Annotated in this window: 19 protein-coding genes; 7 read left to right on the top strand and 12 right to left on the bottom strand. The window is 70.2% G+C overall.

The window, feature by feature from the left end; all coding sequences use genetic code 11:
* Positions 1-14: 14 nt before the first annotated feature.
* Positions 15-1,346, bottom strand: a complete 1,332-nt coding sequence (locus ABT057_RS35780; RefSeq protein WP_352348044.1) for a S53 family peptidase — start codon at positions 1,344-1,346, stop codon at positions 15-17.
* A gap of 255 nt (positions 1,347-1,601) precedes the next feature.
* Positions 1,602-1,844, bottom strand: coding sequence for a DUF397 domain-containing protein (locus tag ABT057_RS35775; RefSeq protein ID WP_352348043.1), 243 nt, complete (start codon positions 1,842-1,844; stop codon positions 1,602-1,604).
* 111 nt (positions 1,845-1,955) lie between these two features.
* Here ABT057_RS35775 and ABT057_RS35770 point away from each other — a divergent pair, with 111 nt between their 5' ends.
* From ABT057_RS35770 to ABT057_RS35760, 3 genes are all read left to right on the top strand, one after another.
* Positions 1,956-2,696 carry a trypsin-like serine peptidase gene (locus ABT057_RS35770; RefSeq protein WP_352348042.1) on the top strand — a complete coding sequence of 247 codons (741 nt, stop codon included), beginning with the start codon at positions 1,956-1,958 and terminating at the stop codon, positions 2,694-2,696.
* 108 nt (positions 2,697-2,804) lie between these two features.
* Positions 2,805-3,812: a C40 family peptidase gene (locus tag ABT057_RS35765; RefSeq protein WP_352348041.1), complete on the top strand. Its 1,008-nt coding sequence runs from the start codon at positions 2,805-2,807 to the stop codon at positions 3,810-3,812.
* Between the two features lie 168 nt (positions 3,813-3,980).
* Positions 3,981-4,691: a phosphatase PAP2 family protein gene (locus ABT057_RS35760; RefSeq protein WP_352348040.1), complete on the top strand. Its 711-nt coding sequence runs from the start codon at positions 3,981-3,983 to the stop codon at positions 4,689-4,691.
* A 12-nt stretch (positions 4,692-4,703) separates the two neighbouring features.
* Here the strand turns inward: ABT057_RS35760 and ABT057_RS35755 are convergent, their stop codons facing one another.
* Together ABT057_RS35755 and ABT057_RS35750 are read right to left on the bottom strand one after the other, a co-directional pair.
* Complete coding sequence (locus ABT057_RS35755; protein WP_352348039.1) at positions 4,704-6,272, bottom strand: FAD-binding oxidoreductase; 1,569 nt, start codon at positions 6,270-6,272, stop codon at positions 4,704-4,706.
* Positions 6,273-6,389: 117 nt separating this feature from the next.
* The gene (locus tag ABT057_RS35750) at positions 6,390-6,560 is read right to left on the bottom strand and encodes a hypothetical protein (protein ID WP_352348038.1); all 171 of its coding nucleotides are present in this window, start codon (positions 6,558-6,560) and stop codon (positions 6,390-6,392) included.
* A 230-nt stretch (positions 6,561-6,790) separates the two neighbouring features.
* Between ABT057_RS35750 and ABT057_RS35745 the strand changes: the two genes are divergently transcribed.
* A complete protein-coding gene (locus tag ABT057_RS35745; RefSeq protein ID WP_352348037.1) occupies positions 6,791-7,624 on the top strand; it encodes an SCO4651 family lipoprotein in 834 nt (277 codons plus the stop codon).
* A gap of 173 nt (positions 7,625-7,797) precedes the next feature.
* Positions 7,798-8,013 carry a hypothetical protein gene (locus ABT057_RS35740; protein ID WP_352348036.1) on the top strand — a complete coding sequence of 72 codons (216 nt, stop codon included), beginning with the start codon at positions 7,798-7,800 and terminating at the stop codon, positions 8,011-8,013.
* Here ABT057_RS35740 and ABT057_RS35735 read toward each other — a convergent pair.
* Positions 7,999-8,352, bottom strand: coding sequence for a metal-sensitive transcriptional regulator (locus ABT057_RS35735; RefSeq protein ID WP_352348035.1), 354 nt, complete (start codon positions 8,350-8,352; stop codon positions 7,999-8,001). The genes ABT057_RS35740 and ABT057_RS35735 overlap by 15 nt on opposite strands.
* A 206-nt stretch (positions 8,353-8,558) precedes the next feature.
* Between ABT057_RS35735 and ABT057_RS35730 the strand changes: the two genes are divergently transcribed.
* Positions 8,559-9,179: a DUF47 domain-containing protein gene (locus tag ABT057_RS35730; protein ID WP_055638981.1), complete on the top strand. Its 621-nt coding sequence runs from the start codon at positions 8,559-8,561 to the stop codon at positions 9,177-9,179.
* A gap of 7 nt (positions 9,180-9,186) precedes the next feature.
* Complete coding sequence (locus ABT057_RS35725; protein WP_352348034.1) at positions 9,187-10,185, top strand: inorganic phosphate transporter; 999 nt, start codon at positions 9,187-9,189, stop codon at positions 10,183-10,185.
* Between the two features lie 166 nt (positions 10,186-10,351).
* On the opposite strand, the gene pstB is transcribed toward ABT057_RS35725, so the two are convergent.
* The 7 genes from pstB to ABT057_RS35690 all read right to left on the bottom strand — a co-directional run bounded on the left by pstB (position 10,352) and on the right by ABT057_RS35690 (position 18,857).
* The gene (pstB, locus tag ABT057_RS35720) at positions 10,352-11,128 is read right to left on the bottom strand and encodes a phosphate ABC transporter ATP-binding protein PstB (protein WP_352348033.1); all 777 of its coding nucleotides are present in this window, start codon (positions 11,126-11,128) and stop codon (positions 10,352-10,354) included.
* A gap of 49 nt (positions 11,129-11,177) precedes the next feature.
* Positions 11,178-12,242 carry a phosphate ABC transporter permease PstA gene (pstA, locus tag ABT057_RS35715; RefSeq protein ID WP_352348032.1) on the bottom strand — a complete coding sequence of 355 codons (1,065 nt, stop codon included), beginning with the start codon at positions 12,240-12,242 and terminating at the stop codon, positions 11,178-11,180.
* Positions 12,239-13,249: a phosphate ABC transporter permease subunit PstC gene (gene pstC / locus ABT057_RS35710; protein ID WP_352348031.1), complete on the bottom strand. Its 1,011-nt coding sequence runs from the start codon at positions 13,247-13,249 to the stop codon at positions 12,239-12,241. Before pstC ends, pstA begins: the two co-directional genes overlap by 4 nt.
* A gap of 138 nt (positions 13,250-13,387) precedes the next feature.
* Positions 13,388-14,518: a phosphate ABC transporter substrate-binding protein PstS gene (gene pstS / locus ABT057_RS35705; RefSeq protein WP_352348030.1), complete on the bottom strand. Its 1,131-nt coding sequence runs from the start codon at positions 14,516-14,518 to the stop codon at positions 13,388-13,390.
* 226 nt (positions 14,519-14,744) lie between these two features.
* Complete coding sequence (locus ABT057_RS35700; RefSeq protein ID WP_352348029.1) at positions 14,745-15,182, bottom strand: NUDIX hydrolase; 438 nt, start codon at positions 15,180-15,182, stop codon at positions 14,745-14,747.
* Between the two features lie 140 nt (positions 15,183-15,322).
* A complete protein-coding gene (locus ABT057_RS35695; protein WP_352348028.1) occupies positions 15,323-16,516 on the bottom strand; it encodes a CHAD domain-containing protein in 1,194 nt (397 codons plus the stop codon).
* Positions 16,497-18,857, bottom strand: a complete 2,361-nt coding sequence (locus tag ABT057_RS35690) for an RNA degradosome polyphosphate kinase (RefSeq protein WP_502974020.1) — start codon at positions 18,855-18,857, stop codon at positions 16,497-16,499. Before ABT057_RS35690 ends, ABT057_RS35695 begins: the two co-directional genes overlap by 20 nt.
* Position 18,858 lies beyond the last annotated feature (1 nt).

Below are 18,858 nucleotides of genomic sequence, written 5' to 3'. Positions count from 1 at the left end.
GTGGTGAGGAAGTGTCAGCCGGTGAAGGCCTCGATGCCCTCCGGGGTGCCGACGCCGGTGGGGCCGTCGTAGCCCGACTTGGCGGTGCACAGGTAGCTGGCACTGGAGGAGCAGGTGCCGTTGCTGCCGCTGGTGACGTCGTTCAGCGCGGAGGTGCCGAGGTAGGCGTAGGGGTACGACGCCGGGTAGTCGCTGCTGCCGGGGGTGCCGGCGAGGGCGTAGACCGCGGCGATGATGGGCGCGGAGGCGCTGGTGCCGCCGAAGGTGTACCAGCCCGCGGTGACGCCGTAGGAGTCGTAGACGGAGACGCCGGTCGCCGGGTCGGCCACGGCCGACACGTCGGAGATGGTGCGCTTGGAGCAGCCGGTGTCGGTCTGCCAGGTCGGCTTGGCGTCGTAGGAGGAGCAGCCGGAGCCGGTGCCCTCGGTGGAGCTGGTGTTCCAGACCTTCTCGGTCCAGCCGCGGGTGGTGGAGGACGTGGAGAGGGCGGTGCCGCCGACCGATGTCACGTACTTCGAGGCGGCCGGGTACTCGGCGCCGTAGCCCTCGTCGCCGGCGCTGACGGTGATGGCGACGCCTGCGTGCTTGAAGTAGGAGGAGTCGTAGCTCGTGTCCGAGGAGGACTCGGAGCCGCCGTAGCTGTTGGAGACGTACTTCGCGCCGAGGGCGACGGCCTCGTTCACGGCCTTGCCGAGGTTGGCCATGGTGGCGGAGGTCGCCTCGACCAGCAGGATGTTGCAGTTCGGGCAGACCGCGCTGGCCATGTCGAGGTCGAGGGACTCCTCCTCGGCCCAGCCGCTGTCGGCGGAGGGCAGCGAGGTGGTGGAGCCGGTCTGGCTGACCTTCTTGAAGCAGCCGTTGGCCACGGTGCAGGCGGAGAGGCCGTAGTACGAGCGGTACTTGGCGAGGTCGGCGGCCGCGTTCGGGTCGTCGTAGGCGTCGACGATCGCGATGGTCTCGCCGGAGCCGTTGTCGGCGGCGGCGTCGGTCAGGCCGTAGGCGTCCTGGAGGTCGGACGGGCCGTAGCCGGTGGGGGTGGCCGCGGCGGCCTTGGGGGTGACCTTGGCGGTCTTGCCGGTCTCGGCGGCGCGTTCCTTCTGGAAGGCGGTGGTGCCGCCGGTGACGCGGAAGGAGTTGCAGGCGAGTTCGCCCTTGTGCTTGGGGGTGGCGCAGGGGGTGGCTGCCCAGGTGACCTTCGAGTTGGCGGCGGCGGTGGGGGCCGCGCTCGCGTGGGCCGCGGTGCCGAGTCCGGCGAGGACGAGGGCGGTCGTGCCGAGGACCGAGGCGCCGATTCGGCGCCATCTGCCGGATATGGCAGAGGGGTTGGGGGAGGGAGTGGTACGCAACGGACAGCTCCTGAAGGTGGGTGACAGGGGCGGTGCGGGTGGGGGGTGATGCGTGCCACCGGTACGTGGTCCCCGGCGGCGGGCGGCGGCCCGCCGACGACTGTGCGCTTGTTGAGTACGCGACAACAAGGGAGGTGGCGGAATTCTGACTTCCGCCTTACTGAAGGGGGTTGGGGGATTGCTGGTGGATGGCTGGGACGTGGCGGACGGATGGGCGGGGCTTGACCTGGGACACAGAGGAGTCACAGGAGCGGGTCAGTCCGGTTCGACGCCCTCCACGAAGTGGTCGAACTCCCCTGCCCGGACGCCCAGGACGAAGGCGTCCCACTTGCGGCGGTTGGTCGTGACGACGTTCTCCGGGTCGCTGGTCTCGCGCAGGTAGACCGGGGCCTCGCCGTCGTCCCCCGCGCCGAAGGCGATCTCGATCCAGGGCCCGGCACCGGTCGCCTCCGGCGGGGCGGCGCGGGTCCAGGTGAGGTCGGGGGGGATGTCAGGCATGGAGAGCTTCCTCGGCTGGTGGGGTTTCCCGGCGTCCGGGCACGAACCTATACGGCGGGTGGGACGGCGCGTCTGACGGTTCTCTCACCTTCGTGGGACACAGTGCGGCGGGTGAAGCGAAACGCCCTGCTCGGTGCGGTCGTGCTGCTGGCCGTCACCTCCGCCTCCGAGGCGGCCGCCGACGGCGGCAGCGGACCGCTCGGGATGACCGCCGTGGCCGCGGCGACGACGGACTCCGCGCGGGTCGGGGCGCTGTTCGAGGCGGCCGACGCCGCTCACCTCGCCGGGTCCCACTTCTGCACGGCCTCCGTCGTGCACGCCCCGCACCGCGATCTCCTCGTCACGGCCGCCCACTGCCTGAGCGGGGGCGGCGCTCTGGTCTTCGTGCCGGGATACCGGGACGGCAGGGCGCCCCACGGCGTCTGGAAGGTCGTGCGGGTCTTCCTGCCCGACGGATGGGCGAAGGGGCAGGACGAGGACAGCGACGTGGCGTTCGCCGCCGTCGCCCCGCGCGGCGGTGAGGAGGTCGAGGACGCCGTCGGCGGGAACCGGCTCGCGCCGGGTACGGCGACCGGCGCCACCGCGGTGACCGTCACCGGGTATCCCGCGTCCCGCGAGGTCCCGATCCGCTGCACCAACCGGCCGACCGCGCACAGCGCCACCCAACAGCGCATCGCCTGCCCCGACTTCACGGGCGGCACCAGCGGCAGCCCATGGGTGAACGGGGACGGCCGGGTCGTGGGCGTCCTCGGCGGGCACGAACAGGGCGGGGCGACCGCGGACATCTCGTTCAGCGTGGTCCTGGGCACGCAGGCGGCCCGGCTGTACCGGGAGGCGGCGGCCGATCCGTGAGGTGGCCGACGGGTGCCGCCCGCCGACCGCGAGAGCACCGGTTGCGGCGGGTTCCGCGCGGGAAGCTCATAGACTGACGCGGGCGGAATCGCGGTGGGCGAGGGGCGGTTGACGGTGCGTAAGGCATGGATCGTGGCGGGTGCCGCCGCGGCGGCGGGGCTCAGCTTCGTGATGCTGCTCGTCGTCGGCGTGTACGTCGTCGCCGGGAACATCGTCAACGGCGTGGGCGCCGGCAGTGTCGGCCTGGCCAAGGGCGCGGTGCCGACCGCGTACCAGGCTCTCGTGCAGAAGTGGGGCAACCTGTGCTCCGCGATCAATCCCGCGCTGCTCGCCGCCCAGCTGTACCAGGAGAGCGGATTCAACCCCAGGGCGCAGAGTGCCGCCGCCGCGCAGGGGATCGCTCAGTTCATCCCGGGGACCTGGGCCACGCACGGCATCGACGGCGACGGCGACGGCGACCGTGACGTCTGGGACCCGAATGACGCGATTCCGTCGGCCGCGTCGTACGACTGCCAGCTCGCCTCGTACGTGAAGAACGTGCCCGGAGATCCGACCCGGAACATGCTCGCGTCCTACAACGCGGGGGCCGACGCGGTCATCAGGTACGGGGGCGTGCCGCCGTACCGGGAGACGCAGAACTACGTCAAGACGATCACGACGCTGGCGAAGAGCTTCGCCGCTCCCGTCTCCCGGGTCGATCCCTCGAAGCAGGCCGCCGGGGCCATCTACTACGCGCAGAAGAAGTTGGGGACGCCCTATCTGTGGGGTGGGAACGGTACCGCTGACCAGGGCGGACGGTTCGACTGCTCCGGGTTGACCAAGGCCGCCTACGCGAGTGTGGGGATCACCCTGCCGCGGGTCGCCAACGATCAGTACAACGCGGGGCCGCACCCGAAGCGGAGCGAACTGCTGCCGGGGGACCTGGTGTTCTTCTCGACCGATCCCGGCAACTCGCGGGCCATCCATCACGTGGGTATCTACGTGGGGGGCGGGTACATGATCGACGCGCCCTACACGGGGGCCGTCATCCGGTTTGATCCCATCGACTCGGCTGACTACTTTGGTGCCACGCGCGTCACCGAAGATGGCGCGAAAGCGCTCCCCACGAACGTCTGACGGGTCCCAGGACCCGCCCTCTGAGCTGCGGCGATGTATCTCTCTTCGATAACGTCTGCGTGATCATTCAGTGGAGAGTGGAACGTATCAACCGGGGCCGTGCGTTCCTGTTGGAGCGGGCGTGGAAGAGACGCTCCGTGCGGAACATGACGAAGGGGCCACAGCATCATGGCTGGACTCGCCGATTCCGGGTCGAACCCCGACGTCGACCTGCTCTACGACATCAACGGCCTCGCCAAGGACGCTCCGCACTGGCTCGACCGGGTGGTGGAGTTCGTCGGTGAGTGGGGGCTGCTGCTCGCCATGGTGCTGCTCGTCGTGTGGTGCTGGTGGAGCATGCGGCGTCGGCCGGCCGGCGCCGAGGAGGCCGCGTCCTCCGTCGCCGCGCTGGTGTGGGCGCCGCTCGCCGCCGCCGTCGCGGTGCTGGTGAACGTGCCGATACGCGGGTTCGTGGAGCGGCCCCGCCCGTTCCTCGAACACCAGGGGCTCGACGTTCTCGTCTCCGGCAAGACCGACTACTCCTTCGTGAGCGACCACGCCACGCTCACCATGGCCATGGCGGTGGGCCTGTTCGTCGCCCACCGGGGGTTCGGGCTCGCCGGGATCGGGATCGCTCTCGCCGAGGGGTTCTGCCGGGTGTACATGGGGGTGCACTATCCGACGGACGTCGTCGGTGGGTTCGCGCTCGGGACGGCCGTCGCGCTGCTGCTCTCGCCGCTTGCCTCCCTGCTGCTCACCCCGCTGCTGAAGGCCGTGGACGCCTCGCCCCGGATGGGCTGGGTCGTGCGGAGCCGGACCGCCCGGGCCGAGGCCCAGGGCGCGTTCGTCCCGGGGACCCGGTCCGCCGCCGCCACCGAGGAGCGGGATCTCGCCGCCTGAGACTCCCTGGAACTAAAGGGCTTGGGGGTAGGTGAAGAAACCCGTCGGGTCGTACTGCTTCTTCAGCCGGGTCAGCCGCGGGAGCGCGTCGCCGTAGTACGCCTTGCGCCAGTTCGTGAGGGTCGGGTCGGCGTAGTTCTGGTAGGCGGCGCCCGACGCGTACGGCGACATCGACTTGTGGGCCGTGTTCAGCCAGGACTGGGCCGCCGAACCCGTCGTCCCCGCCCGCCAGGACACGATGTACTGGGCCAGCATGCGCGAGCGGCGGTGGACGAACGCGGTGGCCGTGGGCGAGACGCGGTTGACCGCGCCGCCGAGCGCGGTGAGGGCGATGCTGCCCGCGCCGCCCTGGACCGTCCTCATCTGCTGCAGCAGGGTCTGGATGCCCGCCGTCGTCAGTGAGCGGTCGAAGAAGTCGGAGCGGGCCGCGTACGTCTCCCGGCCCAGCTTGCCCTGCGGGGAACGGCCCGGGGTCGAGCCGGGGAGGTGGCACTGCGCGTCGGCGCTGAAGGAGGAGCAGCCGGCGTAGGCCTCCATCGCCGCCTCGTAGCCGCGGCGGCGCAGGGAGACCGAGGAGGCCGGGGCACCGACCTGGTCGGCCAGGCGGTCGACCGCGTTCTGGAGCTGGCCGTAGGTGCCTATGCAGAACGCGGCCACCGAGACGGTGGGGTTGCCGCCGGCGGACGCGCCCAGGTGGAGGGAGGACCAGATCTCGTCCGGCTGGGACGGGCCCCACTCCTGCCAGGCCTTCACCACGGCCGCCGCCCTCGACCAGGGCCAGGTGAGATAGCCGGTCACCGCCTGCGGGGCGGGGTGGGTCCTGAACTGCAGCTCCGTGACGATGCCGAAGTTGCCGTTTCCGGCGCCGCGCAGGGCCCAGAACAGGTCCTTGTTCTGCGTGGCGTTGGTCACCAGCTGCTTGCCGTCGGCCGTGATGATCGTGGCCTGGGTGAGGCTGTCGCAGGTCAGGCCGTAGGCGCGGGAGACGACTCCGTGGCCGCCGCCGAGGACCAGGCCCGAGACACCGACCGTCGGGCAGGAGCCCGCCGGGATGGTCACGCCCTTCGCGGCGAGGGCGCGGTAGACGTCGATCAGTTTGGCGCCGGCGCCCACGACGGCCTGGGTGCCGCTCGCGCGGATCGTCTTCAGCTTCGACACGTCGACGATCAGCCGGCCGTCGCCCGAGGACCAGCCGCCGTAGGAGTGGCCGCCGTTGCGTATGGAGACCTTGGTGTGGTGCGCGCGGGCGTAGGCGAGGACCGTGCGGATGTCGTCGGCGTGCGCGACGTAGGCCACGGCCGCCGGCTTCAGGTTGTCGAAGCGGGTGTTGTAGAGCTGGCGGGCCGTCGCCCAGGAGGCGTCACCGGGGCGCACGAGGGTGCCGTCCAGATCGCGGGCGAGGGCCGTCCAGTTGGCGGGGGCGGAGGACGCGCCGGCGGTGAGGGCGGTGATTCCGCCGGCGGTCTCGCCGCTCTCGGAGGCCGAGGCGCTCGCGCCGCCGCCGTTCGCAGTGCTGCATGCCGCGGTGGTGACCGCCGCGACCGTGGCCGCACCGCCTGCGATGAACGTACGCCGTTCCATGTCCTGCGCCTTCCGTCGGCCTGTCGGCTTCCCTCGGCCTGTCGGCCTCAGCTTGCGAGACGGGCCCCCGAGCGTACGGGTTCCAGCGGGCCCGAGCGGTGACGGAACGGTGACGCGTCAGGCGTGGGCGTGGCCCTCCGCGTCCGAGCGGGCCAGGCTTCTGGCTCTGCGCGCCGGACCGCGCCAGCCGCATGTGCAACGGGCCAGGCAGAACCTGCCCTGTTCGACGGTCGTGGTGGTGTGTTCCCCGTCGGAGCGGGGAGCGGCCGAGCCGTCCTGCTGCGTCACACCGACAACGTTACCGAGCAAGGGTAAAGGGCTCGTATGGCGGCGGAGAGCGGTGAGGGGGAGCGGCGGGAGAGCGGTGAGGGAGCGGTGAGGGAAGCGTGTCCGTGCGGTGCCAACGACCCGTTCGGCGGTCGCGCCGGGGGCGGGGGCGCGTGACGGGGGCACGTGACCGTCGTTAGGCCGGACGACGAGTGACCCGTGACGGACGTACCGGCTGGGGGTAGGCAGCGATGACGGAGCGGTGGCACAGGCGGCGCGGATGGCGTGGTGCGGCGGCGGTCGTCGCGGGGCTCGTGGCCGGGGGGTGCGCGGGGGCCGGCGGCGGGACGGACGGCGGGGCCGGCGGCGGGGACGCGGTGGCGTTGTTGCACGGCGCCGCCGACGCGTTGCGGGTGGCGGGGAGTTCGAAGGCGCGTACGTCGATGGAGATGGCGACGGGCGGGACGCGGGTGACCATCCGCGGCGAGGGTGTCTACGACTACCGCAGGCAGCTGGGCCGGCTGAAGGTGATGCTGCCGCAGGATCCGGCGGGGGCGAGCGAGCACCGGCCCATCACCGAACTGCTCACGCCGGGTGCGCTGTTCATGAAGAACCGGGGTGCCGGGGTGCCGGCGGACAAATGGGTGCGGGTGGAGACGGCGACGCTGTCCGACGGGAACCTGGTGACCGGCGGGGCGACGGATCCGTACGCCGCGGCCGAGGTGCTGCGGGGGGCGCGGACGGCGACGTACGTGGGGAGGGCGGAGGTCGCGGGGGTCGCGGTGCGGCACTTTCGCGGGACGGCCGATCTGGTGGTGGCCGCCGAGGACGCCTCGGACCGGAGCCGGGGGGCGCTGACGGCGGCGGCGAAAGGGTTCGCCACGGCCCGGGTGCCGTTCGACGTCTACCTCGACGACGAGGGGCGGATCCGCAAGGTCCGGCACCGGTTCAGCTTTGTGAACGGGCGGCGGGAGGACGCCGTGGCGGTGGCGTCGACGACCCTGCTCTACGACTTCGGGGCCCGCGTCGACGTACGGCTGCCGGCGGCGGAGGACATTTTCGCCGGGCGGATCGCCGAGGACTGAGCGGGGGCGGAAATCAGCCACGGGGGTGCGGCGCGGGGGAGGAGGCGGTCAAGGGTGTGGGGGCGGGCGTGGTCGTGGTCACAGGATGGGCACAAGGACTAGCCCGTCCGTGCCATGCGCACGGTGTATACCTCTCCCTACTCTAGGAAGCCGGTGACGGCAGGGACGAGGTGATGCGCGTGGCTCCGGTCGGCGGTACGGCAGTTCAGGACCACGTGGCACTCGCCGAGATCGAGTTGTGCGGGGAGCTGATCATCGCGGCCTCGGCGGCCGGCGAGGAACGGCTCAGCATGGAGAGCATCGACGAGGTGCTGCGGGTGGCCGAGGAGCGGGGCGGGACCGGGGAGCCCGGGGCCTCCGAGGACGGCCCCGGATCAGGTGCGCAGTAGGCGGCCGATCGCCTTGGTCGCTTCCTCCACCTTCGCGTCGATCTCGTGGCCGCCCTTGAGGGCCGCGTCGGCGACGCAGTGGCGCAGGTGTTCCTCCAGCAGTTGCAGCGCGAAGGACTGCAGGGCCTTGGTGGAGGCGGACACCTGGGTGAGTATGTCGATGCAGTAGGTGTCCTCGTCGACCATGCGCTGCAGGCCGCGGATCTGACCCTCGATCCTGCGCAGGCGCTTGAGGTGCTCGTCCTTCTGCTTGTGGTAGCCGTGAGTGGTGTGCTCAGCGTGTCCGGGGAGCGTGGGGGGACCGGGCTCCGTGGTCTCGGTGGCCTCCGTCGTCGTCATGGCGTCCTCCCGTTTGCGACATATACCCCTGCCGGGTATATCGTAACGAACTTTGCCGGGTACAAGGCCCTTGAAGTGCCCCCGTGCTGATCACCTTGTCCGATGGGTGACACTGGGGGGCGGCCCGATAGCCATGTCCGGATGGTGCGCTTAGCATCAGCCTGGCCCACGGCTTGACCGAAACCGATGCATCCTGAGGACCCCAAGTGCGCTTTCGTCTGACCCCGAGGGAGACGAGCTTCTATGACATGTTCGCCGCATCCGCGGACAACATCGTCACGGGCTCGAAACTCCTCATGGAACTGCTCGGGGCGGACACCGCCGGCCGGGCCGAGATCGCAGAGCGTATGCGGGCCGCGGAACATGCCGGTGACGATGCCACGCACGCGATCTTCCACCAGCTGAACTCCTCGTTCATCACGCCCTTCGACCGCGAGGACATCTACTCCCTCGCGTCCTCCCTCGACGACATCATGGACTTCATGGAGGAGGCCGTCGACCTGGTCGTCCTCTACAACGTCGAGGACCTGCCCAAGGGTGTCGAGCAGCAGATCGAGGTGCTGGCGCGGGCCGCCGAGCTGACGGCGGAGGCGATGCCGAACCTGCGGACCATGGAGAACCTCACCGAGTACTGGATCGAGGTCAACCGGCTGGAGAACCAGGCGGACCAGATCCACCGGAAGCTGCTGGCCCACCTCTTCAACGGCAAGTACGACGCGATCGAGGTGCTGAAGCTCAAGCAGATCGTGGACGTGCTGGAGGAAGCCGCCGACGCGTTCGAACACGTGGCGAACACGGTGGAGACCATCGCCGTCAAGGAGTCCTGAGCTCTACATGGACACCTTTGCTCTGGTCGTGACCATCTGTGTCGCGCTCGGTTTCACCTACACGAACGGTTTCCACGACTCCGCGAACGCGATCGCCACGTCGGTCTCGACGCGGGCGCTCACACCGCGGGCGGCACTGGCCATGGCCGCGGTGATGAACCTCGCCGGGGCCTTTCTGGGCAGTGGCGTCGCGCACACCGTCAGCAGCGGGCTGATCGAGACGCCGCAGGGGTCGAAGGGGATGGCGATCCTCTTCGCGGCTCTGGTGGGCGCGATCGTGTGGAACCTCGTGACCTGGTACTTCGGCCTTCCTTCATCCTCGTCGCACGCGCTGTTCGGCGGCATGGTGGGGGCGGCGCTGGCCGGGGGTACGGAGGTCATCTGGTCCGGGGTGGTCGACAAGGTCATCATTCCGATGTTCGTTTCCCCGGTGGTGGGGCTGATCACCGGTTACCTGGTGATGACGGCGATTCTGTGGATGTTCCGGCGGGCCAATCCGCACAAGGTCAAGCGGGGCTTCCGGATAGCGCAGACGGTTTCCGCGGCGGGGATGGCGCTCGGGCACGGTCTGCAGGACGCCCAGAAGACGATGGGCATCGTGGTGATGGCGCTCGTCATCGGGGATGTGCAGGGGGCGGACGATCCGATTCCGGTGTGGGTGAAAATAGCCTGCGCGGTGATGCTGTCGCTGGGGACGTACGCCGGCGGGTGGCGCATCATGCGGACGCTGGGACGGAAGATCATCGAGTTGGATCCGCCGCAGGGGTTCGCCGCGGAGACCACGGGGGCGTCGATCATGTTCACCACGGCGTTCCTGTTCAAGGCACCGATCTCCACCACGCATGTGATCACGTCGGCGATCATGGGCGTGGGGGCGACGAAGCGGATCAACGCGGTGCGGTGGGGTGTCGCGAAGAACATCGTGCTGGGGTGGTTCATCACCATGCCGGCGGCCGCGGGGGTCGCGGCGGGGGCGTTCTGGGTGGTCGACCTGGCGTTCCTGTAGGACCGCCTGTCCTGCTCCTGTCCTGTTCCTCCGGTCCCGCCGGCCGGCCCCGCCCCGGTGAAAACGCGCGAGCCCGCCCCCCGAAGCAGTCGGGGGGCGGGCTTTTTGCGGCCTCGCGGTGGCACCGCCATGCAGCACCGCGAGGGGTCCGGACACCGGCCTCGGCTCAGCCGAAGCGGCCCGAGATGTAGTCCTCCGTCGCCTGGACCGAGGGGTTGGAGAAGATGCGCTCCGTGTCGTCTATCTCGATCAGCTTGCCGGGCTGGCCGACCGCCGAGAGGTTGAAGAAGGCGGTGCGGTCGGAGACACGGGCGGCCTGCTGCATGTTGTGCGTCACGATGACGATCGTGAAGCGTTCCTTCAGCTCGCCGATCAAATCCTCGATGGCGAGGGTCGAGATCGGGTCGAGGGCCGAGCAGGGCTCGTCCATCAGGAGGACCTTCGGTTCGACCGCGATCGCGCGGGCGATGCAGAGGCGCTGCTGCTGACCGCCCGACAGACCCGAACCGGGCTTGTTGAGGCGGTCCTTCACCTCGTTCCAGAGGTTCGCGCCCTTGAGTGACTTCTCGACGATCTCGGTCAGTTCGCTCTTCTTGTGGGTGCCGTTCAGGCGCAGGCCCGCGGCCACGTTGTCGAAGATCGACATCGTGGGGAAGGGGTTCGGGCGCTGGAAGACCATGCCGATCTCACGGCGGACGGACACCGGGTCCACCCCCGAGCCGTACAGGTCCTCGTCGTCGAGGAGCACCTTGCCCTCGACCCGGCCGCCCGAGGTCACCTCGTGCATACGGTTCAGCGTGCGCAGGAACGTCGACTTGCCGCAGCCGGAGGGGCCGATGAAGGCCGTCACCGAGCGCGGCTCGACCGTCATCGAGATGTCCTCGATCGCCTTGTGGGAGCCGTAGTACGCGGTCAGTCCGCTTACGTCGATTCGCTTGGACATAGTGTCTGCTTCTTCACTTCCGGAGTCGGGTCGCTGAGGAGGGCCGCGGTCAGCGACCGGACTTGGGGGCCTTCCAGCGGGCGATGCCGCGGGCCACCAGGTTGAGGATCATCACGAAGGCGATCAGCGTGAGCGACGCCGCCCAGGCGCGGTCGTACGCCGCCGTCGAACCAGCACTCTGCGAGTACTGCTGGTAGATGTACAGCGGCAGCGAGGCCTGAGCGCCCTCGAAGGGGTTGTTGTTGATGAAGGGGTTGCCGAAGACCAGGAGGAGGACGGGGGCTGTCTCGCCCGCGATGCGGGCCACCGCCAGCATCACACCGGTGATGATGCCTCCGATAGAGGTCGGGACGACCACCTTCAGGATCGTGCGCCACTTCGGGACGCCGAGTGCCAGGCTCGCCTCACGCAGCTCGTTCGGGACGAGCTTCAGCATCTCCTCGGTCGAGCGCACGACCACGGGCATCATCAGGATCGCCAGCGCGAGGGAGCCCGCGAAGCCGAAGGGCTGCATCTCGAACATCAGCATGAGGCTGAGGATGAACAGACCCGCGACGATGGACGGGATGCCCGTCATGACGTCCACGAAGAACGTGACCGCCTTCGCCAGCTTGCCCCGGCCGTACTCCACCAGGTAGATCGCCGTCAGGATGCCGATCGGGGCGCCGATCAGGGTGGCGAGGCCCACCTGCTCCAGGGTGCCGATGATGGCGTGGTAGATACCGCCGCCCGGCTCGGAGTCGGCGACGACACCCATCGAGTGGGTGAGGAAGTAGATGTCCAGGACCTTCACGCCGCGCGCGACGGTCGTCCAGAGCAGGGAGACCAGCGGGACCACGGCGAGCAGGAAGGCGACCCAGACCAGGGAGGTCGCGATCCGGTCCTTGGCCTGCCGGCGGCCCTCCACCTTGGCGGCGATGCCGTAGGTGCCGAGGAGGAAGAGGACGCCCGCGATCAGACCCCACTGCACCTTGCTGTCCAGGCCTCCGACGAGGCCGATGAGGACGGCGAGGACGATCGATCCGCCGGCGACGGCCCACGGGGACCAGGAGGGGAGGCTGGCGCCGCGCAGGGTGCTGGGGCGCTTGTCGGCGACTGCTGTTGCGTTGCTCATGCGTTGGCCCCCGAGTACTCCTTGCGGCGGGCGATGATCATGCGAGCCGCGCCGTTGACCAGCAGGGTGATGACGAAGAGGACCAGACCGGAGGCGATGAGCGCGTCACGGCCGAACTCCGTCGCCTCGTTGAACTTGCTGGCGATGTTCTGGGCGAAGGTGCCGCCGCCGGGGTTCAGCAGGCTGGCGTGGATCTCGAAGTCGGGGGAGAGGACCGTGGCGACGGCCATCGTCTCGCCGAGGGCGCGGCCGAGGCCGAGCATCGAGGCCGAGATGACACCGGAGCGGCCGAAGGGGATCACCGCCATGCGGATGACCTCCCAGCGGGTGGCGCCCAGCGCCAGGGCCGCCTCCTCCTGCATCTGCGGAACCTGGCGGAAGACCTCGCGGCTCACGTTGGTGATGACCGGAAGGATCATGATGGCGAGGAGGACGCCCACCGTGAGCATCGAGCGCGGGGCGCCCTCGTCCCAGGAGAAGACGCCGGTCCAGCCCAGGTAGTCGTTCAGCCAGCCGAACAGGCCGTCCATGTGCGGTACGAGGATCAGGGCGCCCCAGAGGCCGTACACGATGGACGGGACGGCGGCGAGCAGGTCGATCACGTACGCGATGGGGCCGCTCAGGCGGCGCGGGGCGTAGTGCGTGATGAAGAGGGCGATGGCGACCGCGATCGGTACCGCGATGACCATCGCGATGATGGACGAGACCACTGTGCCGAAGGCCAGGACCGCGACGCCGAACTTCGGCGGGATCAGGCCGGTGTTCCACTCGAAGGTGGTGAGGAAGTTGGCGTCGTCCTTGCTGATGGCGAGGTAGGCGCGATAGGCCAGGAAGACCGCGATCGCTGCCATGATCACGAGCAGCAGGATGCCCGACCCGCGGGAAAGACCGAGGAAGATCCGGTCGCCGGGTCGGGTGGCGCCGCGGGCTGCGGCCTTCTGGGCCGCGGTCGGCGGGGCGGGGGGAGGTGCGTCTGCGGTGTCTGTGTTCTTCGTCGATATGTCCATGGGGGTCTCCGGTCTGCGGAGCCGCCTGCGGGTGATGGGCGGCTCGGGCGGGGCCGGTGGGGCCGGCCCCTGGCGGCGGTGCACCGGACGGGTGCGGTCCGGACCGGGTCGCCCCGGTGCCGGACCGCACCTCTCAGATCAGCTCAGGCCCTCGATGGTGGTGCGGACCTTGGAGATGATGGCGTCGGGGATCGGCGCGTAGTCGATGCCCGACAGGATGCCCTGGCCATCGGTGCCGGCGATGTAGCGCAGGAACGCCTTGGTGGCGGGCAGCGTGGCGGCCTTGTTGCCCTTGTCGCAGGCGATCTCGTAGGTGACCAGGGTGATCGGGTAGGCGCCGTCGGCCTTGGTCGTGTAGTCGAGCTTCAGCGACAGGTCGCTGCCCGTGCCGACGACCTGGGCGGCGGCGACGGCCTTGGTGGCGCCGTCGGACGAGGCCTTGACCGGGGCGGAGGCGCCGGTGTCGATGGCGACCGTGCCCAGACCGTCCTTGGCGTAGGACAGCTCCATGTAACCGATGGCGCCGTTGGTCTGCTTCACACCCTGGGCGACACCGGAGGAGCCGGCGGCGGACTGGCCGCCCTTGGCCTGCCAGGCCTTGCCGCCGGAGTACTTCCAGTTGTCCGGGGTGGCGGCGATCAGGTACTTGGTGAAGTTGTCCGTCGTACCCGACTCGTCCGAGCGGTGGTACGGCTGGATCTTCAGGTCGGGAAGCTTCGCGTCGGGGTTCAGCTTGGCGATCGCGGAGTCGTTCCACTTGGTGATCTTGCCGTCGAAGATCTTGGCGATCGTGGCGGCGTCGAGAACCAGGTTGTCCACGCCGGAGACGTTGTACGCCACGGCGATCGGGCCTGCGACCATCGGCAGGTCGATGCCCTGGCCGCCGGAGCAGACCGACTTGGACGCGGTGACCTCTTCGGGCTTGAGCGCGGAGTCCGAACCGGCGAACGCGACCTGGCCCTGGGTGAACGCGGTGACACCGGCGCCCGAGCCGGAGCCCTTGTAGTTGATCTGGACGCCGGAGCAGGCCTGCGTGAAGTTCTTCACCCAGGCGTCGATCGCGTTCTTCTGCGCGGAGGAGCCGTCGGCGAGCAGCTGGCCCTTGGCGTCGTCGCACTTGATGGAGCTGGACGAGCCGGCCGAGGCGGAGCTGCTGGAGCTGCTGCCGGAGCCGGTGTCGTCGGAGCCGCACGCCGTGAGGGCCAGGGCGCCGGAGACGGCGAGAGCACCGAGGGAGAGGGCCCGCCGGTTCATGCGCTGAAGCTTCACTTGAGGGAGATCCTTCCAGGAGCCGCCGTCCTGAATTCGGCGGCGTGCGAAAGTCAATGTCTGGCGTGGGGCGCTTCCGTCAGTCCGCGCGCCGCACCGGGTAAGGCCGAAATTAGGCAGAACAGGTGAAGGCGCCTACGGGCGTGAATGAACGGAGGGTGAACCCATGGGGAAGGCCCGGTAAGGTCACGGAACGCTTACGTCGAGGACACGGTTGGGCCGTGGGTCAGCTGAGGCGCATGGTGCTCAGGAGGGCGTCCACCAGTTCACGGTCCCTGGGCTGGGTGAGCCGGACGCGAGCCGCCGTCGGCTGGAGCCAGAGGAGGCGGTCTACCTCGTCGTTCGGGGCGAAACAGCCGGAAACGGCCTCGGCGGCCCAGTAGCGGACCTGCTTCGGGCGGCCGTTCGCCTCGTACTCCATCGTGGGGAGCGGCGGGCCCGGGACAGCCCGGTAGCCCGTCTCCTCCGCGACCTCGCGCAGAGCGGCGGTGAGCCAGTCCTCGCCCCGCTTGAGCTTGCCCTTGGGGTGTGACCAGTCGTCGTACTTGGGCCGGTGGACCAGACACAACTCCAGTTCACCGCCGACCGGTGACCGGCGCCACAGGACACAGCCGGCGGCCTGGACGGGTATCTCGTTCGAGGTGGTCTCGTTCGGGGAGCTCACTCGGTTTCACCGCCTGACGGGATGGCGTTCTCACTCTCTGTCTTCCCTGCCGGCCGTCCTCCTGTTTACGGCGACCTGTACATGGCGTTAAGGCACGCTGTCCAGGATGTGCCCGCCGCCACGCGTGTCCGGCGCGCCGCCTACGGCGTGCCGACGGTCTGCTTCTGCCAGCACCGCTGGAACGCGTACCGCGCTGCCTCCACCTCATGCCGCTGGTCGGCGTGCAGCACGCCGAGGGCGTACGCGGTGGCCGGTGCGATACGGGGCGTACGGGCGGCCTGGGCCGCGGCGGCCGCCGCCTCGGAGGCGTCCCGGTGCCGGTCGAGGGCCTGCCCCGCGGTGATCAGCCGCATGTCCAGGGGCGCGCCGCGGCCGCGCAGGACCTCGCAGGCGTAGCGGTGCAGACGCAGCAGCAGACGGACCTGGTGCCAGGGGGCGTCCTGCGGGTGCGGGGCAGGGTCCGGGGAGAGGCCGTGGACCAGCGCCTCCGCGTTGTAGGGACTGCCCGCGGTGATCAGAGGGAGGGCGGAGACGGCGTCCGCGAGGCGTTCCTCGGCGGCGGCGGCCAGCGGGCGGAGGTCGGTGGCGGGGGCGGCGGCGGTGAGGGGGACCTCGCTCGCGAGGACGGCGACCTTGTCCGCGACCGCGTGGAAACGGGAGGAGCCGAGAGCCTGGAGAGCCGTGGAGTGGGCTCGGGTGCGGGCGAGGGTCAGCTGACGGTCCAGGAGGGCGCCCGCCTTGGCCGCGCCCACGGTGAGGTTGCCGCGGTCGGGAGCGGGCGCGGGCTGGGTGGGGCGGCCGACGGTGCCGGACACCGGTTTTCTCGCCGCGGGCGCCGCCGCGCCGGGCCGGCCGCCCGCGGCCGGTTCGGTCTGGGGCGGCACCACGGACGACCCCGACAGCCGGTGCAGCGCCAGGAGCAGGCGCTCCAGCCGCGCCGCGTACGCGTGCTCCAGAGCCAGCGTCCCCGACAGCCAGGCCAGTTCCGGGCGGATCTGTTCCGACCAGTCGGGATCGAGAAGGGGGCGGAAGGTGTGCAGGCTGCCGCTGATACGGCGGGCCGTGCGGCGCAGGGCGCGCGCCGCGTCGACCTCGTCCTGAGCGCCCTCCGCCGTCCCGCGGGAGGACGAGCCGACCGCCGCCGGCCCGTTGGACGACGACGTACCGCCCCCCGTCTCGCGGTGCAGCCGCAGTGCGCGGAGGAAGTCCGTGGCCTGGTCCCGGAGGTAGCCCGCGAGGGCGTCCCCGCCGGGGGGCCCTCCCGCTCGAGCGGAGCCGAGAGCGGGGCCGGCACCGGCCGCGGGTTCCGTCAGGTCATGGTGTCGCTGTGCCACGCCGGCGCCTCCGGGCGTCTATGAGCATCTCCTGGACGTTGCGCAGGGGTTGGCCGTCCGGGTCGGTCGCGTGCCGGGTCCACTCGCCGTCGGGGCCGAGGTGCCAGGAGGATGTGGAGTCGGACATGCCCGTCTCGAGCAGCCGGTTCAGGGCCGCCCGGTGGGCCGGGTCGGTGACCCTGACCAGGGCCTCGATACGACGGTCGAGGTTGCGGTGCATCATGTCGGCGCTGCCGATCCACACCTCGGGCTCCCCGCCGTTGCCGAAGCCGAACACCCGCGAGTGCTCGAGGAAGCGGCCGAGGATCGAGCGGACCGTGATGTTCTCCGACAGGCCGGGCACGCCCGGGCGCACCGCGCAGATGCCGCGCACCCACACCTCGACCGGCACGCCCGCCTGGGATGCCCGGTAGAGGGAGTCGATCAGGGCCTCGTCGACGATCGAGTTGACCTTGATGCGGACGTGGGCGGGCCGCCCCGCGCGGTGGTGCTGGATCTCCTTCTCGATCCGCGAGATCAGGCCGTCGCGCAGCGACTTGGGGGCCACGAGGAGCCGGCGGTAGGTCTCGCGGCGCGAGTAGCCGGAGAGCCGGTTGAAGAGGTCGGAGAGGTCCGCGCCGACCTGCGGGTCGGCGGTCAGCAGGCCGAGGTCCTCGTACAGCCGGGCCGTCTTCGGGTGGTAGTTGCCGGTGCCGACGTGGCTGTAACGCCGCAGCGTGTCGCCCTCCTGACGGACCACCAGGGACAGCTTGCAGTGGGTCTTCAGACCGACGAGGCCGTAGACGACATGGCAGCCGGCCTCCTCCAGCTTGCGGGCCCACTTGATGTTGGCGTGCTCGTCGAACCGGGCCTTGATCTCGACCAGGACGAGGACCTGCTTGCCGGACTCGGCGGCGTCGATGAGCGCGTCGACTATCGGGGAGTCGCCGGAGGTCCGGTACAGGGTCTGCTTGATCGCGAGCACGTCCGGGTCGGCGGCCGCCTGCTCCAGGAAGGCCTGGACGGAGGTGGAGAAACTGTCGTACGGGTGGTGCAGGAGCACGTCCCGGCTGCGCAGCGCGCCGAAGATGTCGGGGGCGGAGGCGGACTCCACCTCGGCGAGATCGCGGTGCGTGCCGGCGATGAACTTCTTGTACTTCAGCTCGGGCCGGTCGAGTCCGTGGATGCGGAAGAGCCCGGTCAGGTCGAGGGGGCCGGGCAGCGGGTAGACCTCGGCCTCGCTGATCTTCAGCTCGCGGACCAGGAGGTCGAGCACCTTGCGGTCGATGGACTCCTCGACCTCCAGGCGCACCGGCGGGCCGAACCGGCGCCGCATGAGCTCCTTCTCCAGGGCCTGGAGCAGGTTCTCCGCGTCGTCCTCCTCGACCTCCAGGTCCTCGTTGCGGGTGAGCCGGAAGGCGTGGTGCTCCAGCACCTCCATGCCCGGGAACAGCTCCTCCAGGTGGGCGCCGATGACGTCCTCGATGGGGACGAACCGGCCCGGGGAGGCCTCCAGGAAGCGGGACAGCAGCGGCGGCACCTTGACGCGCGCGAAGTGGTCGTGGCCGCTCACCGGGTTGCGTACGACGACCGCGAGGTTCAGCGAGAGACCCGAGATGTACGGGAAGGGGTGCGCGGGGTCGACGGCCAGGGGGGTGAGGACCGGGAAGATCTGGTGCCGGAACAGCGTGAAGAGGCGCGCCTGCTCCTTCTCCGTCAGCTCGCTCCAGCGGACGAGGTGGATGCCCTCCTCGGCGAGCGCCGGGGCGATGTCCTCGTGGTAGGTCGCGGCGTGCCGGGCCATGAGCTCCCGCGAGCGCGCCCAGATCATCTCCAGCACCTCGCGGGGCTGCAGCCCGGAGGCGGAGCGGGTCGCCACGCCGGTCGCGATGCGGCGCTTCAGTCCGGCCACCCGGACCATGAAGAACTCGTCCAGGTTGCTGGCGAAGATCGCGAGGAAATTGGCCCGTTCGAGGAGGGGGGTGTTCGGGTCCTCGGCGAGTTCGAGCACCCGCTCGTTGAACGCCAGCCAGCTGCGCTCCCGGTCGAGGAAACGGCCCTGGGGCAGCTGGGGGCCGTCGTACGGCGCCTCCTCGTACGAGTCGAGGTCGGCGTCGATGTCGGGTTCCAGGTCGGAGACCGCGGCCGAGACGGTGTGCGGGCGGTGCGCGGCTATGGAGCCCACGGAGGGCTGGGCGTGCTGGACGTCGGCCTGGGCGGCGTGTGGCTGGCTCATAAACCCATTGTTCCGCGCCAACAGGGTGACGGGCGCGTCGGAACGTGCGGGCGGGAGCATGGCGACCTTCCCGTCGGGGACATTCCCCTCGGGGGGCGGCGAAGCCTCGGGCACGGCGGGGTGCATT

The sequence above is a fragment of the Streptomyces sp. NPDC002588 genome, from assembly GCF_040295925.1.
GTDB lineage: Bacteria > Actinomycetota > Actinomycetes > Streptomycetales > Streptomycetaceae > Streptomyces.
The sequence above is the reverse complement of the archived record's forward strand: the minus strand, read 5'-3'. Positions and strand labels throughout refer to the sequence as shown.